Source organism: Mesorhizobium sp. M1329 (genome assembly GCF_040318035.1).
In the GTDB taxonomy this organism is placed as follows: Bacteria; Pseudomonadota; Alphaproteobacteria; order Rhizobiales; family Rhizobiaceae; genus Mesorhizobium.
This window is the reverse complement of record NZ_JAMYLN010000013.1, coordinates 158,579-172,541: the sequence shown is the minus strand read 5'-3', so window position 1 is coordinate 172,541 and position 13,963 is coordinate 158,579. Positions and strand designations below refer to the sequence as shown.

The 13,963-nt window shown below is 61.0% G+C and carries 14 protein-coding genes and 1 pseudogene; 9 read left to right on the top strand and 6 right to left on the bottom strand.

Annotated elements, in window-relative coordinates; genetic code table 11:
- Positions 1-445: 445 nt before the first annotated feature.
- Positions 446-1,097, bottom strand: a pseudogene (locus NKH21_RS16015) (ISNCY family transposase); the annotation flags it as partial.
- 342 nt (positions 1,098-1,439) lie between these two features.
- Between NKH21_RS16015 and NKH21_RS16010 the strand changes: the two are divergent.
- The 7 genes from NKH21_RS16010 (at position 1,440) to NKH21_RS15980 (ending at position 7,678) form a co-directional block, all read left to right on the top strand.
- The gene (locus tag NKH21_RS16010) at positions 1,440-2,642 is read left to right on the top strand and encodes an ABC transporter substrate-binding protein (protein WP_352866112.1); all 1,203 of its coding nucleotides are present in this window, start codon (positions 1,440-1,442) and stop codon (positions 2,640-2,642) included.
- 84 nt (positions 2,643-2,726) lie between these two features.
- Positions 2,727-3,593: a branched-chain amino acid ABC transporter permease gene (locus tag NKH21_RS16005; RefSeq protein WP_352866109.1), complete on the top strand. Its 867-nt coding sequence runs from the start codon at positions 2,727-2,729 to the stop codon at positions 3,591-3,593.
- A gap of 20 nt (positions 3,594-3,613) precedes the next feature.
- Entirely contained in the window at positions 3,614-4,576 is a 963-nt protein-coding gene (locus NKH21_RS16000) for a branched-chain amino acid ABC transporter permease (RefSeq protein WP_502911896.1), read from the top strand.
- A 3-nt stretch (positions 4,577-4,579) separates the two neighbouring features.
- Complete coding sequence (locus NKH21_RS15995; protein WP_352866103.1) at positions 4,580-5,359, top strand: ABC transporter ATP-binding protein; 780 nt, start codon at positions 4,580-4,582, stop codon at positions 5,357-5,359.
- Complete coding sequence (locus NKH21_RS15990) at positions 5,356-6,078, top strand: ABC transporter ATP-binding protein (RefSeq protein WP_352866101.1); 723 nt, start codon at positions 5,356-5,358, stop codon at positions 6,076-6,078. Before NKH21_RS15995 ends, NKH21_RS15990 begins: the two co-directional genes overlap by 4 nt.
- Before the next feature lie 10 nt (positions 6,079-6,088).
- Positions 6,089-6,886 (top strand): aspartate/glutamate racemase family protein, encoded by a 798-nt coding sequence (locus tag NKH21_RS15985; RefSeq protein ID WP_352866098.1) that lies wholly within the window; start codon positions 6,089-6,091, stop codon positions 6,884-6,886.
- Positions 6,887-6,970: 84 nt separating this feature from the next.
- The gene (locus NKH21_RS15980) at positions 6,971-7,678 is read left to right on the top strand and encodes a GntR family transcriptional regulator (protein ID WP_352866096.1); all 708 of its coding nucleotides are present in this window, start codon (positions 6,971-6,973) and stop codon (positions 7,676-7,678) included.
- A gap of 470 nt (positions 7,679-8,148) precedes the next feature.
- Here the strand turns inward: NKH21_RS15980 and NKH21_RS15975 are convergent, their stop codons facing one another.
- A complete protein-coding gene (locus NKH21_RS15975; protein WP_352866093.1) occupies positions 8,149-8,331 on the bottom strand; it encodes a DUF3606 domain-containing protein in 183 nt (60 codons plus the stop codon).
- Here NKH21_RS15975 and ligD point away from each other — a divergent pair.
- Complete coding sequence (gene ligD, locus NKH21_RS15970; protein ID WP_352866091.1) at positions 8,321-10,399, top strand: DNA ligase D; 2,079 nt, start codon at positions 8,321-8,323, stop codon at positions 10,397-10,399. The two genes, NKH21_RS15975 and ligD, sit on opposite strands and share 11 nt — an antisense overlap.
- Before the next feature lie 55 nt (positions 10,400-10,454).
- On the opposite strand, the gene NKH21_RS15965 is transcribed toward ligD, so the two are convergent.
- The 3 genes from NKH21_RS15965 to NKH21_RS15955 form a co-directional block, all read right to left on the bottom strand.
- Positions 10,455-10,892 (bottom strand): VOC family protein, encoded by a 438-nt coding sequence (locus NKH21_RS15965; RefSeq protein ID WP_352866089.1) that lies wholly within the window; start codon positions 10,890-10,892, stop codon positions 10,455-10,457.
- A 17-nt stretch (positions 10,893-10,909) separates the two neighbouring features.
- Positions 10,910-11,791: a DNA polymerase IV gene (gene dinB, locus NKH21_RS15960; RefSeq protein WP_352866087.1), complete on the bottom strand. Its 882-nt coding sequence runs from the start codon at positions 11,789-11,791 to the stop codon at positions 10,910-10,912.
- Between the two features lie 249 nt (positions 11,792-12,040).
- A complete protein-coding gene (locus NKH21_RS15955) occupies positions 12,041-12,208 on the bottom strand; it encodes a glycosyltransferase (protein WP_352866125.1) in 168 nt (55 codons plus the stop codon).
- Here NKH21_RS15955 and NKH21_RS15950 point away from each other — a divergent pair.
- Positions 12,138-12,314, top strand: a complete 177-nt coding sequence (locus tag NKH21_RS15950; RefSeq protein ID WP_352866127.1) for a hypothetical protein — start codon at positions 12,138-12,140, stop codon at positions 12,312-12,314. The genes NKH21_RS15955 and NKH21_RS15950 overlap by 71 nt on opposite strands.
- 153 nt (positions 12,315-12,467) lie before the next feature.
- Here the strand turns inward: NKH21_RS15950 and NKH21_RS15945 are convergent, their stop codons facing one another.
- Positions 12,468-13,640: an MFS transporter gene (locus tag NKH21_RS15945; RefSeq protein ID WP_352866084.1), complete on the bottom strand. Its 1,173-nt coding sequence runs from the start codon at positions 13,638-13,640 to the stop codon at positions 12,468-12,470.
- Positions 13,641-13,963 lie beyond the last annotated feature (323 nt).

Below are 13,963 nucleotides of genomic sequence, written 5' to 3'. Positions count from 1 at the left end.
GCGCCCGTCGCTTCACCGGCCCAGCAGGGCACAACCCACGCCGGAAACGAACTCAAAACTGGATAGAAACTGGGGGCAACGTCAGGTGGAAGCAATTGTCGAGCGGTATCGATCGGGGAGCCGAAGCGATAAGCGCCTCATCCTCGATGAGTTCGTCGCGGTGACCGGTTATCATCGCAAGCATGCGATCCGAGTGCTCCGTCAACGCGCGTCGAAGATACCTGGCAACAAGAGGCACAGCCTTCGCTATGGCGGCGATGTTCGCGAAGCGCTCGTGGTGTTGTGGGAGGCATCGGAGCGGCTGTGTTCCAAACGGCTGCGGCCGTTGATACCTGTCTTGCTGCCAGCGCTTGAACGGCATGGCCGGCTGGAGCTCGATGCCGCGCTCCGCGGCAAGCTGCTGACAATGAGCCCGGCGACGATAGATCGGCTTTTGGCGGAAGCCATGCGTTGTGCGGAAGATGCCGTGCTTGTCACTGTAGAATGCCAGCGGCTTGCCCCATGCCTCGAGATAGGCCTTCGCTGCGTGAAAGTAGTCGAACGTGTTCTCCGACCCGGCAAAGCGCAAATGTAACAGCCGGCCGGTCGCGTCGTCGATGAAGACGAGTAGGGCGCATTTGGGCCCGCGCCCCTCGAACCACCAGTGATGCGAGCCGTCGATCTGCACCATCTCGCCAAGACAGTCGCGGCGGCCGCGCGGCTGATGCAGCCCTCCGCTTGCGCTCCCGCCGCAACGTCCAGATGCCCGCCTCCGTCATCCATTTGCGCAAGGTCTCCTTGCTTACCCCAAGCTGGTGCCGCTCAAGCAGCTTCTCGCGCGCCAGCGTTGGACCGAAGTCGATGTAATGTTCACGAATAAGCTCCAGCGCAAAGTCGCGAACGCCATCAAGAATGCGGTTGTTGGATGGACGGCCACGCGCCTTGTGGCGAAGGGCCGGCGCGCCTTCAGACAGAAACGTCTTCATCAGCCGCTGGACTTGCCTGGCCGAGACGCCAAGCAAACCCGCAGCTGTGGCACTGGTCATCCTTCGCTCGTTAACCCTCGAGAGAACCTCGATCCGCTGCAGCTCACGTTCGCTCATCAGAACCAGTCCCAACCTGCAATCTCCTGCGCTCTCGAAGGGCGGGGAGATTGGCAAGGCAAAGGCAGGAGCGACATTCCTACTTTGCCAGATCCGGACATTTTAACTTAGCTGCTACAATTCGATGTTGCATAAGATTGCAGACTGGAACTCAGCGCGACCTATGCCGGGCCCCGAGTGCAGCTCATTGCTTTGCGGGACTTGGCATGTACTTGGCCCGTGCGTGAGGCCAGAGGGTGGGATTGTATACAAAAACGAAGAAAAACGTTGACAACCTTGTGATCTGGGTTTCCCCTAAGGCATCCGCGCAGCCGATGAGCAAAACACAAAGCGCGATAACCAAAGGGGAACGCCAGAATGATCAACAGACGCTCGACTCTCAAAGCGATGGTGCTTGGCACCGTCTCGGCCCTGGCCGTCACCGCAATGGGTACGCCGCCCGCCCAGGCCCAGAACAAGGAATTGAAAATCGGATTCGTCGGCGTCACCAGCGGTGCGGCCGCGGCCTGGGGCACCTCGAATGTGCGGTCAATGCAGACGCGCGCCGCCTGGATCAACGAGACTGGTGGCGTCAAGATCGGTGACAGCACCTACGACATCAAAATCGTCACCTTCGACGATCAAAAAGACCCCAAGCGCGCCATCGCCGGCATGGAGAAAATGGCTCAGGAAGGCATCCATTATGTGGTCGGGCCGAATGTCGATGACGGCGCCGCCGCCGTGCGCCCGGTCGCCGAGGCCAACGGCATCATCTACTTCCCCTACGCGTTCCCGAAAGCGCTGTATCAGAAGCCTGCCTCGAATGCCGTGCTCGGCATGATCGCCAACTATCAATCAGGCCCGGCGATCTATAAATATCTCAAGGAAAAGAAGGGCGTCAAGACGATTGCCTTCGTCGCCGCGAACGAGTCTGACCCGCTCAGCCAGCGCGACAGCGGCGTCGAGGCGGCCAAGGCGCTCGGGTTGGAGGTCGTCGCCCAGAACGACACTTACCAGAACGATACCCGTGACTTCACGCCGGTGCTGACGCCGATCGTTGCGCTGAAACCCGACCTGCTGGTGCTGTCCGGCGTCGCGCCAGCCAACGCACCGTTGCTCATCCGTGCCGCCCGAGAGCTTGGTTTTGAGGGTCTGATCTCGACCGAAACCGCGCAAGATGCCAAGGTTCTGGAGGAAGGCGCCGGCGAGTACGCCAATGGCTTCATCTCCGTTGGTGGCGCCTCCACGCCGGAGATCGCCTCCGACACGATGAAGGAATTCGTCGATCGCTACACCAAGATGTTCGGCGAATACAATGATGAGTCCAACACCAAGGTCTACGCGCTCGAATACATTATCGAGACGTTGAAGGCCAATCCGGCTGCGATCGACAATGTCGACGAATTCAAGAAGACCATCGACACCTTCTCGGCTCCCAATCCCTTCCTCAAGGGCGACGCCAAGCTGAGCTATGTTGGCACGACCTCATTCGGCCAAAAACGTCAGCTTGCCGTACCAATGGTGGTCAACGAGTACAAGGACGGCGCCTTCCAGACCCTCTTCGTGGGCACGGTCGACTAGGGTCAGCGTCCAGCGGATATTTTCTCCCGCGTTGCCGCGGGCCCGGGGCATGTTTCCGGGTCCCTCGGAAGATCGAAGGCGTCCATGGAACAGGTCATCGCTAACGGATTCTACCTCGGCGCCCAATATGCGCTGATCGCCTTGGGGCTCACGCTCATCTTCGCCTTGATGAATGTGCTGAACTTCGCTCACGGGCAAATGTATGTTCTGGGCGGGTTCATCACCTACACAATATATGGGCAGCTCGGGCTGCCCTTCGTGATCGCCTTGCTGGCATCCGGCGTGACGCTCGCCATCATCGGCGCGCTGATGGAGAAGTTCCTCTTCCGAACCGTCATCAGACGAAGTCTCCGCGAAGAAAGCACGATGCTGCTGGCGGCCGCGACCGCCTTCTTCTTCGACGCCGTCATCCTGCTCATCTTCGGTGAAAAGCAGCGCGGCGTACCCAAGATCGTCAAGGGCGTTTTCAACGAGGGCGGCATCATCATGCCCTATGACCGGATGCTCGTCGGCGCGCTCGCGCTGGTCTTCATCGCGGCCTTCGTTCTCTACATGCAGTACACCAGGGTCGGGCGAGCCATGCGGGCACTGGCCCAGGATCGCGTCGCCGCGCAATTGATGGGCGTCCAGGTCGACCGTTATTCGATGATCGGCTTCGCCATGGGCGCCATGCTGGCCGGCATCGTCGGCGGCCTTTTGGTCACCATCACCGGCGTCAATTCCGGTATCGGCGGTCCGATCTCGATCAAGGCGTTCATGATGGTGATGATCGGCGGTGCCGGCGTGGTCGGCGGTGCGATCGCCGGCGGGTTCATCCTTGGCATGATGGAGTCAGTGGGCCTGACGGTGCTGCGCGAATATGGCGACATCACTTACCTCGTCATCTTCGCCGCGCTGATGGTGTTCCTCTCAATCCGCCCCCACGGGCTGATGGGCAAGCCGTGGGGTTGATGGGTGCCATGACCCGTAGCATGAAAATCGCCCCGATCGCCGCCCTTCTGGCGGTCGTCTTCGTCGCCGTGCCGGTTCTGATCTCGATGAGCGGTCGGACCGACCTGTTTTATACGTTCACCTCGGTGGCGCTGCTCAGCATCGCCAGTGCCGGCGTCTGGCTTACCTTCTATATCGGCCGGATCAATATCGGCCAGGGCGCCTATGCGCTTATGGGAGGCTATGTCTCGGCCATACTTGTGGTGACCTATGGCTGGTCGTTTTGGCTGACGCTCCCGGTCGCCGGTCTGTTCTGCGCGGCGGCAAGCGTGCTTATCGGCCTGCCGATCCTGCGCCTGCGCGGCGTCTACTTCGCCATGGTGACGCTGGTGCTGACCGAGGTCGCGCGGCTTCTGGCGCTGGCGCTGCCGATCACCAACGGTGCCAAGGGCATGGTCAGCATCCCGCTGCCTGGAGCGCTATCGGCCTTCGGCCTCACCATCATCCCGGATTTCGCCACGTTGCATAATGCACGGCTGGCTTTCTACCTGCTGGCGGTCGCGCTCATGGTGCTCTGCTTCGCGGTGGTGTACCGGCTGGTTCATTCGCGCGTCGGCAAGCTCTGCCAGTCGCTCCAGCAGAATGAGGAACTGGCCTCGTCGATCGGCGTCAACATCGCCTATCTGCGCGTCGTCGCCTATGCCGTCTCATCCTTCTTTGGCGGCGTAGCCGGCGCGATCTTCGCCGCCATCTCGCAGTCGATCTATCCGTCGAGCTTCACGGTCACCGACTCTGTCAACTTCATGCTGAACTGCTTCCTCGGCGGGCTCGGCTACGTATTCGGACCGATGCTCGGCACCCTGGTGCTCTATTTCGGATGGGACCTGCTGTTCCAGACCGGCCGGTTCCAGCTGCTGATCTATTCGACCTTGATGATCGTGCTGATGTTGTTTCTGCCCAATGGACTGCTCAGCCTTGCGATCACGACCCGGAAGAAGGGTTGAGCCATGGCCGATCTGCTCGAAGTCTCGGCTCTAACCAAACGCTTCGGCGGTCTCGTTGCCGTCAACAACGTCTCCTTCTCCGTGCGCGAGAAGGAGATTCTGTCGGTCATCGGTCCCAATGGGGCCGGCAAATCGACGCTGTTCAAGCTGATCTCGTCCTTCCTCAGGCCGACATCGGGCGAAGTGCGCTTAAAGGGCGAGCGCATCTCCGACCTCGCCCCGCACATCGCCGCGCGCAAAGGCGTCGTGCGGACCTTTCAGGAAACGACGATCTTCAAGAACATGACCGTGCGCGAGAACGTCATCATCGCTCACCATCTGCGCTCCAGGGCGAGCCTGCTTGGCTTCTTCCTCGGCACCGGCGCGGCCAAGGCCGACGAAGCGGCTTTCGGCGCTTCGGCCGACGAGATTCTGGCGCTGCTTAGCCTGTCGTCGCTCGCCGGCGAGATCGCCCGAAACTTGCCGCATGGTCATTTGCGTGCCCTCGGCATTGCAATCGGCCTCGCCACGAACCCCTCGATCCTGCTGCTTGACGAGCCTTTCGCCGGGATGAACCACGAAGAGACAATGAGAATGGTGGCTATGGTCAGACGATTGCGCGAACTCGGCCTTACCATCCTTCTGGTCGAACACGACATGCCTGCCGTTATGAAAATTTCTGACCGCATCGTCGTCTTGAATTTCGGCCAGAAGATCGCCGAGGGAACGCCGGCGGAAGTCCAGAATAACGACAAGGTGATCGAGGCCTATCTCGGCAGCGAAGACGAGGCCATCGGCCTATGAACCAGATCCTGAAATTCGCCGGCGTCGAACTCTACTACGATCACGTCTACGCCCTGAAAGGCGTGTCGCTGGAGGTCAACGAGGGCGAGACTGTCGCGCTGATCGGCGCTAACGGCGCCGGTAAGTCATCGATCCTTCGCGCCATCACCGGCCTGCGCAGGATCAGGTCCGGCGAGATCCACTACAGCGGCCGACGCATCGATGGTGCCTCTCCCGATGCCATCGTCAAGATGGGCATCGCCATGGTGCCGGAAGGACGCCGCGTCTTCCCTTATATGTCGGTCAAGGACAATCTCCTCATGGGCGCCTTCACGCGCTCCGACAAGGCCGAGATCGCCGGCTCTCTGGAGATGGTGCTCGGCCGCTTTTCCCGCCTCAAGGAGCGATACTCGCAAGCCGCGGGTACGATGAGCGGCGGCGAGCAGCAGATGCTGGTTATCGGGCGCGCGCTGATGGCCAAGCCACGCCTGCTGCTGCTTGATGAGCCATCGCTGGGCGTCGCGCCGAAGCTTGTCCAGGACATTGCCCGCTCGATCGTGGCGATCAACCGCGACGAGAAGGTCAGCGTTCTGCTGGTCGAGCAGAACTCCCGCATGGCGCTGCGCATTTCCCAGCGTGCTTATGCGCTGACGACCGGCAGCGTCGCGCTGAGCGGCAATTCCGCCGAATTGCTGAGCGACGACCGGGTCAAGCGTCTTTATCTCGGCGGCGAAATCTGAGGCTGATCGCATGCGCATACTCGTCATCAATCCCAACACGACCGCATCGATGACAGCCAAAATCGGCAAGGCCGCAGCGAGTGTCGCTTCTGCCGGGACGCAAATCATTTCGGTGAACCCCGCCGACGGTCCGCCGAGCATCGAAGGCTATTTCGACGAAGTCTTCGCCATTCCTGGGATCATCGCCGAAATGAAGAAGGAGGCGGCCATCGACGCCTATGTGATCGCGTGTTTCGACGACACCGGGCTGGACGCGGCACGCTGTGCCGCCGAGGCACCGGTCATCGGCATCGGCGAGGCGGCCTTCCACCTTGCCAGCCTTGTCGCCGGCAAGTTCAGTGTCGTGACGACGCTCGCCCGCTCCGTTCCAGCGATCGAGCACAATCTGGCGAAATATGGCCTCGCGTCACGCTGCGCCAAAGTCAGGTCGTCGGAAGTTGCCGTGCTCGATCTCGAACTGCCGGGGTCTGGCGCCAGGCGCAGAATCTCGGTCGAGATTGCGCGCGCCATCAGCGAGGACAAGGCGGAGGCGATCGTCCTTGGCTGCGCGGGCATGGCCGATCTGGCAAGCAGCCTGTCGCAAGAACACGGTATTCCCATACTCGATGGTGTCGCCTGCGCGGTCGCCTTGGCAGAGGGCCTTGTCAGAGTTGGTTTAACGACGTCCAAGGTCGGCGGCTACGCTGCTCCCCGCGGCAAGCGGTTCTCGGGCATCTACGCATCGCTGTCCCCGGCCGGCGCCGCCGAAGCAGTCATTTCGCCGAAGGCGCCTGGCCTTACGAATAAAGGTCCTGTGTCCCGGGATTGACCGCTCCGCAGGCGATACTAGATTGCAGCGACCGTTAGGCGGGTTGGGATAGGTCTGGCACGGTCGTGCCTGTGCGTTGAGAGCATGCTGACAGTACTCAGGGAAGAAGACCGCGACGAAAAGCCGGCAGCCCGCTGGTCGCCGATATACTATGGTCTGAGAGACGCCATCGTCAGCCATCGTCTCGCTCCTGGCACTAAGCTGCCGGAAGACGAGTTGGCGTCGATCTATTCGGTGAGCCGCACCGTCATTCGTGCCGCTCTGCAAGCTCTGGCGCATGACCGGCTGGCGCGGCTGGAGCCAAACCGCGGCGCATTTGTGGCCCAGCCGTCGAAAGTGGAAGCGCGAGAGGTATTCGAGGCACGGGCGCTGATTGAACCCAAAGTGGCTTGGCTCGCCGCGAAGGCAGCAGTGTCATCCGACATTGCGCAGCTGCGGCGGCATCTCGAGAACGAACATGAGGCGGTTCACGCCGGCCGAGACAGTGAGGCGATCATGCTGTCGGCACGTTTCCACGTCGGTATCGCCGAGATCGCCGCACACTCGGTGTACACCAATTTCGTTCGCGACCTTGTCTCCCATTCTTCCCTCATCATCGCGCTCTATTGGAAAAGGCGCGACGCGACCTGTGAGAAACACGCCCATCACGCCCTGGTCGATGCGATCGAAGCAGGTCGTAGTGCCGACGCGGCCGCGCTGATGACCAGCCACCTGGTCGATCTGCTGTCAGGCCTGGACCTCACAGACAAAGTTGAAAAATCGGACAACCTCGCGGACTTGCTTCGTCGGTAGAGCGGGACCTAGCCTGTCGTTTCTCGTACCAGGGCTCGCCTCCGACGGCGAATGCGGTGTAGCCGGCAGCCTTCAGCTTATCGGCCGCGGCGAACATCTCATCCAACATCTTGGGAGCGCCAGGTCGAGAGGAAATCTCCCGATCGTAGCGGGTATCCTGTTCTTTTTGGAGGTGTCTATGAAGCATTCGCGCATTCCCGAGACAGTCTCAACGGCTATGTCAGAGGGGACCCACATCATCCGGGAGCACCTTGGATATCGATCGAGGACCTAGCGGTGGCGTGCGGGCTAGCGGCTGAGGAAATTCAGAACATCGAGTCGGGTCTGAGGTACAACAAGGGCTATCGAGATCGGATCGCGAGATCGCTGTCCCTACCTGTGGGAATTCTTGAGTCGAAATCGGACATATTGGACGCTGCGTGATCAATGGGATAATGCCTAGTTGCCCGCGTGACGGACGTCGGGCCGGCTCACTTCTTGTCCAATTTGTCTTCAACCTTCTTGCGACTGTTACCGACCGATTTCACGGCCGACTTGACGTCAGACTTGCTGGCGCCAGTCTTGCCAGCCTCGTATTTCACCTCATGGTCCTGCCCGCCAGCGACCTTGGCGCGATCCTGGCTGCGCCCGCGAGTTGTTTGAGTGGTAGCCATTTCTTCCTCCAGGAATTGCATTCCAATTCCCAACAACGCCGCCGGACTCTTCTGGTTCAATGCATCGCGCAAGGGCTTGGAACCGAATCCCACGCGGGTTATTGAATCCGACTATGTATTCGAGTTTCGCATGTCGGCCGTAGAGTCCGCTCTCTCCAAGAAGCGCACACGGCGCAGGGACTCAGAATCTACCCAGAAATACCCACTCCCAAAGTTTCGCCCGTTTCAGCTCTGCACGCTGACCGACGACATCCCTTTTGGTGCCGATTGGCTCTTCGAAATGAAATTCGACGGCTATCGTGCGCAGGCCGCGATCTCGGGATCGGAGGTCGTCGTCTACACGCGCAACGGCTATGACTGGACCCGCCAGTTCAAGGTGATCCTGCCGCCGCTTCAGGCACTCACCAAGGGCTCGGCGTTGATCGACGGCGAGATCGTAGCCATCGACAGCCAGGGCCGCACCAACTTCTCCATGCTGAAAACCGGCATCGCCGCGGGCATGCCGCTCAAGTTCTACGCCTTCGACCTGCTGGAATTGAACGGCAAGGATCTGTCCAGCCGGCCCTTGCTCGAGCGCAAGGAACGGCTTGCGACCCTTTTAGGTGAACGGGACCCGAACGACAGCCTGCAGGTCTCGAGCCATATCGCCGACAATGGCAAGAAGGTCTTCGACACGATGTGCGCCGGCGGCCACGAGGGCATCATCGCCAAGCGCTCGGACAGTCGCTACGTCGGCGACCGCACCGCGAGCTGGCTAAAGATCAAGTGCACGAAACGCCAAGAGTTCGTAGTCGGCGGATACCGCCCAAGCGACACTGGGCGCGGCATGGCCTCGCTGATTCTTGGTACGTATGAAAACGGCAAGCTGATCTATCGAGGCCGCGTCGGCACCGGCTTCACCCAGGCGATGCGCAAATCCATCCTCGCGGAGTTGGAGAAGCGACCTCTGGAGAAGCCCGCCTTCGTATCCGTACCGCGCGATATCGCGCGCCGCGCCGAGTGGGTGAAGCCCGAGCTCGTCGCAGAGGTCACCTATTCCGAGGTGACACCCGACGGCAGCCTGCGTCACCCGAGTTTTGAGGGGATGCGCGAAGACAAGCGCGCCGACCAGGTGGTGATGGAAACGCCCAGGACGATCGCGACCGTCGCCACGGCCAATCTGGATCCCCATATGGGCAAGGAGATCGCCCGCGCAGTTGGCGTCAAGCTGACACATCCTGACAAGGTCATGTATCCTGGCACAGAGGTGACGAAGTCGACGCTCGCCGCCTATTACGCGGCAGTCGCTGAGAAGATGCTGCCGCATATCAAGGATCGGCCCCTTTCACTGGTGCGCGACACTGATGGCGACCTACGACAGACCTTTTTTCAGAAGCACAAACTGCCTGGAATGCCCAAGGCCATCCATGACGGCCAGTTGGAGAAGATGTCCGGCAAGGAGAGCCGCATCCTCTGGGTCGACGACCTGGCGGGGCTTATCGCCGGCGTGCAGATGAACGTGCTCGAGTTCCACGTCTGGGGCAGCCTGCGCCAACAACCGAAACTGCCTCACCGTATGATCTTCGACATCGATCCCGATGAGGGCCTGGGCTTTGGTGACGTCAAGCAGGCAGCCCTCGATATCCGGGGCGTTCTGGAAGCGCTCGGTCTCCAATCCTGGCCGCTGCTATCCGGAGGCAAGGGCGTTCACGTGGTCGTTCCACTCGTTCCCGAGGCCGACTGGGAAGAGGTAAAGAGCTTCTGCCAGGACTTCGCCGAACTGCTGGCCCGCACCGATCCCTCCCGCTTCGTTGCAAACATGAGCAAAGCGAGGCGCAAGGGCCGCATGTTCATCGACTACCTGCGCAATGGACAGGGCGCCACGGCAATTTGTCCTTGGTCGACCCGGGCGCGAGCTGGTGCCAAGTGTGCCGTACCCGTGGCCTGGGATGAGTTGCCGACCTTCAAAAGTGCCAGCGCATTCGACGTTTTCGCCGCTGCTGTGCGGGCTCAGCAGCTCGACGCCTGGGAAGGCTATTTCAACGTCGAACAGACGCTGACAGCCCGAATCCGAGAAGCAGTCCGATAGCGGCAGCCAGTCCTGGTCTAACAACCGACCCTGCGTGAGACGCGCTCGCTGATGTTCAGCTGAGTTCTTGGGCGAGTCCGATGAGAAGCCCTTCAGGCCCGCGGATGTAGCAGAGCCGATACATGTCCTTATACTGGACGACTTCGCCTACGAGATGCGCGCCGCGGCTGCGAAGCCTTTCAAGCGTCTCGTCGATGTCGTCCACGGTGAACATGACGCGGAGGTAGCCCAGGGCGTTGACCGGGGCGTTGCGGTGATCCGCGACGACTGGCGGCTTGAGGAAGCGGGAGAGCTCTAGGCGGCTGTGGCCGTCCGGTGTGCGCATCATGGCAATCTCGACGTGCTGATCGCCCAGTCCAGTGACACGTCCGGCCCATTCTCCTTCGATCGTGGCCCGGCCTTCGAGCTCTAGGCCGAGCTCACGAAAGAAATCAATCGTCGCTTCGAGGTCCTCGACGACGATACTTACATTGTCCATCCGTCTGAGCGCCATGTGTCCAATCTCCAAGTCTAAATCATCAAAGACATCTGCCGGTCTGGTTCAGCGCGTGTTCCGCTCAAACTCGAAAGCGTCACCCCAAGCAGGCGTATTCCCTTGGTGACGGGAAACACCTGTTCGAGGAGTGTGACGCTGATAGTCGCCAAGTCCGTCTCCGTCTCGATGACCCCACCGATCGTTCGGCTGCGTGTGATCTGCTGAAAGTCGGCGAACTTGACCTTGAGCGTCACCGTCCGGCCATTGATCGATCGCTCCGCACAATAGCGCCAGACCTTGCCGACCAATGGCGCCAGTTCCTTGCGAGCACTTTCGAGGTCAAACAAATCGCTCGCGAAGGTGTCCTCGGCTCCCACCGACTTGCGCTCGCGATCGGCCCGCACCGGACGTTCATCGATACCGCGAGCGATCCAGTAATAGTAGGGACCAGCCTTCCCGAACTTCTCCTCGAGGGACGCCAGGCTCTGCGCACGCAGGTCGCCACCGGTCTTAATGCCGAGCCGCGCCATTTTGTCGGTAGTCGCCGGGCCGACGCCATGAAATTTTCGCACGGGCAATGCCTCGATGAAGGCCGGCCCCAGCTTCGGGGTGATGACGAACAGCCCATCCGGCTTGTTCTGGCCGGAGGCGAGCTTGGCCAGGAATTTGTTGTAGCTGACGCCGGCCGAAGCCGTCAGGCCGGTCTCGGACTTGATCTTCGCGCGGATCATTTCGGCGATCGTCGTGGCGACCGGAATGCCCTGCAGATTGGCGGTGACGTCGAGGTAGGCCTCGTCGAGCGAGAGCGGTTCAATGAGTGGCGTGTGCTCGGCAAAGATCGCGTGGATCTGCTGGGAGACGGCCCGGTAGGCGTCAAAGCGCGGCGGCACGAAGATCAACTCAGGGCACGGGAGCACCTGACAAGCCTATCAGTGCGGCGGCGACTACAACGGTGCGAATCATAGTTTCCTCATTTCTCTTCCAACAACAGTCCGCCTCGCCAAGATCGAGCGGCGGACGACACGACCGGACGGGTCAGCCACAAGTGCGTCCGGGCGGCGAATGAACGACGATAAGGAAGCATTGTTCCCTCCGAAATTTGTCTGCGATCCACAAAGCCCAATTGCAAATCGCTTGTTGCCTGCGAGCGAGCGGTAGATCGCCATTTAGTCGCTATGCATGCGCCCGACCAAAAACCGCTTTTCAAAAGTTTCCCGGACCCGTGCGCGATTGGCTACGATCAGTCCGGACACGCCATTATCGATGACCTCCGGAACGGCGCCGCGTCTGAAGGCTATAACCGGGGTCCCGCAGGCCATCGGCTCAATGGTCACGAGGCTGAACGGTTCCGGCCAGTCGATGGGAAACGGCAGCGCTGTCGCACTGCCCAAAGAGCTCCGCCTTCTGTTGCTCGACCTCGCCTACGAACTCGGCATTTGAATGCTGAAGCACCTGTGGTTTCGACCCTGTCACTCCAAAATGATTCAATCGCGTCGATCTTGGCCGCGATCTTCAGCGGCATTCCGGCGCGTGCGGAAGTGCCGGGCCGCCTGGTTATACCGAAGCGGCGGGGATATAGCAGGTGTGCCTGTGTCAATCCGGTGATGGGGGCAATGCGCGCAGTCCAATCACTAGCGGAAGGGACAGCGCACACAGTCCCGCCATCATGAGGAACCCGGGCGGGCCATAGGCTCCATATAGCTGCCCTGATACCCAGACAAGGCCCGCGGTGGCGAGCCCCGGGCCCATCGCGTAGAGGGCCTGCGCGGTGGCGGCAAGATGTGCGGGCACGCTGCTGGCGATAACACGCATACAGGCAAGATGCAGCAGTGCGAAGGTTATGCCGTGAAGCGGTTGCACGAACGCAAGTATCCAGACCACCGCCGTTTCCGCTTCCACGACCCAGCGCAGGATTCCGGCCACCGCGGCCAGAGCGGCGACCCCGGCCACGCCAAGCCGGCGCAGCAGGATCGGCCCGACCACAAGGAACACCACCACCTCCGCTGCGACGGCCTCCGACCAAAGTATGCTGCTCGCCGCCGTGCCGACCCCGGCCGCTGTCCAACGGATGACCGAGAAGGTGTCATGCATTGCGTGGCTGCCATAGATCAGCGCCGCAATCACCACGATGCGCCGGAAAGTCCGAAGATCGAGCAGCTCGCGGAGCCCGCCGATTACACTTTGCCCGACCGGGTCCGCAGCCCGCTCGGCGCCAGTGTCTGATTCCGGCACCAGCGCGGCGGCAGCCAGCGCTGCGGCGAGCAGCGCGGCGTACATCCATATTATCGCGTCCAGCTCGAAAACTCCGAGCACCTGGCCAGCCGCGAGGGTGCCAGCAACGAAGGCCGCTGATGCCGCACCCCGCACCCAACCATACTCAAAACCGGGCTCGCGCACCGATGCGCGCGCCGCAAGGGCGTCGGCGAGGGTTGTGATCGGTGCCAGCCCGGCCGACTGGGCCAGATAAACGACCATCAGAAAAAAGAGAGCTTGCACGGCAGGCAGCCCAAGCGTCGCCGCCACCGCGATCCCGATGCAGACCGCCAGGGTGCCACGGAGAGCGCCGAGAATATCTGCAATTCGATTGGCAAGGGGTCCGGCAATCAGCCGGGCCGCGTTGCCTAATCCGAACAGAACGCCCAGCTCTTCAGGTGTCAGGCCACGCGCCTCAAAATACCGGGGCCAGAACGGGGACGCTACCCCGAATGCAGCATACATGACGGCATAGAGCGCTAAAAACGCCAGCAATGGGCCTAGACGTGCCATGCCAAAGTTCTGCCACGGACGTGCCTCGCGTTACAGGGGGAACTGGGATTTGGCGAGTGATGCTTCCTCTGCGAATACTGGGTCCCGCTGAATTGGCTTCGACGCGCTACGCTGACTGAGAATATGACCGCCTTCGCCGACGCTCGCGGTGGAGGTGCACACCGGGCACGGACGAGCTATTCCGAATCGAAGTATTGAACGGAATGAATGCAGCGTGGTCCCTATATGGATCACACGCCGAGCTGCGTCATGAAGATGTCGAGTCCGTCATCACCCACCTCGGCGACCGTAAAGCCCGACGCAGACAGGTGATCGAAATAAGC

What these genes read in the sequence shown, in the direction of transcription:
- NKH21_RS16000 (WP_502911896.1), top strand. Translation starts at nt 3,614, where the DNA reads ATGAAAATCGCCCCGATCGCCGCCCTTCTGGCGGTCGTCTTCGTCGCC.
- NKH21_RS15965 (WP_352866089.1), bottom strand. Translation starts at nt 10,892, where the DNA reads ATGGCGCTCAGACGGATGGACAATGTAAGTATCGTCGTCGAGGACCTC.
- NKH21_RS16010 (WP_352866112.1), top strand. Translation starts at nt 1,440, where the DNA reads ATGATCAACAGACGCTCGACTCTCAAAGCGATGGTGCTTGGCACCGTC.
- NKH21_RS16005 (WP_352866109.1), top strand. Translation starts at nt 2,727, where the DNA reads ATGGAACAGGTCATCGCTAACGGATTCTACCTCGGCGCCCAATATGCG.
- NKH21_RS15980 (WP_352866096.1), top strand. Translation starts at nt 6,971, where the DNA reads ATGCTGACAGTACTCAGGGAAGAAGACCGCGACGAAAAGCCGGCAGCC.
- NKH21_RS15950 (WP_352866127.1), top strand. Translation starts at nt 12,138, where the DNA reads ATGACCTCCGGAACGGCGCCGCGTCTGAAGGCTATAACCGGGGTCCCG.
- NKH21_RS15990 (WP_352866101.1), top strand. Translation starts at nt 5,356, where the DNA reads ATGAACCAGATCCTGAAATTCGCCGGCGTCGAACTCTACTACGATCAC.
- NKH21_RS15975 (WP_352866093.1), bottom strand. Translation starts at nt 8,331, where the DNA reads ATGGCTACCACTCAAACAACTCGCGGGCGCAGCCAGGATCGCGCCAAG.
- NKH21_RS15985 (WP_352866098.1), top strand. Translation starts at nt 6,089, where the DNA reads ATGCGCATACTCGTCATCAATCCCAACACGACCGCATCGATGACAGCC.
- NKH21_RS15995 (WP_352866103.1), top strand. Translation starts at nt 4,580, where the DNA reads ATGGCCGATCTGCTCGAAGTCTCGGCTCTAACCAAACGCTTCGGCGGT.
- NKH21_RS15945 (WP_352866084.1), bottom strand. Translation starts at nt 13,640, where the DNA reads ATGGCACGTCTAGGCCCATTGCTGGCGTTTTTAGCGCTCTATGCCGTC.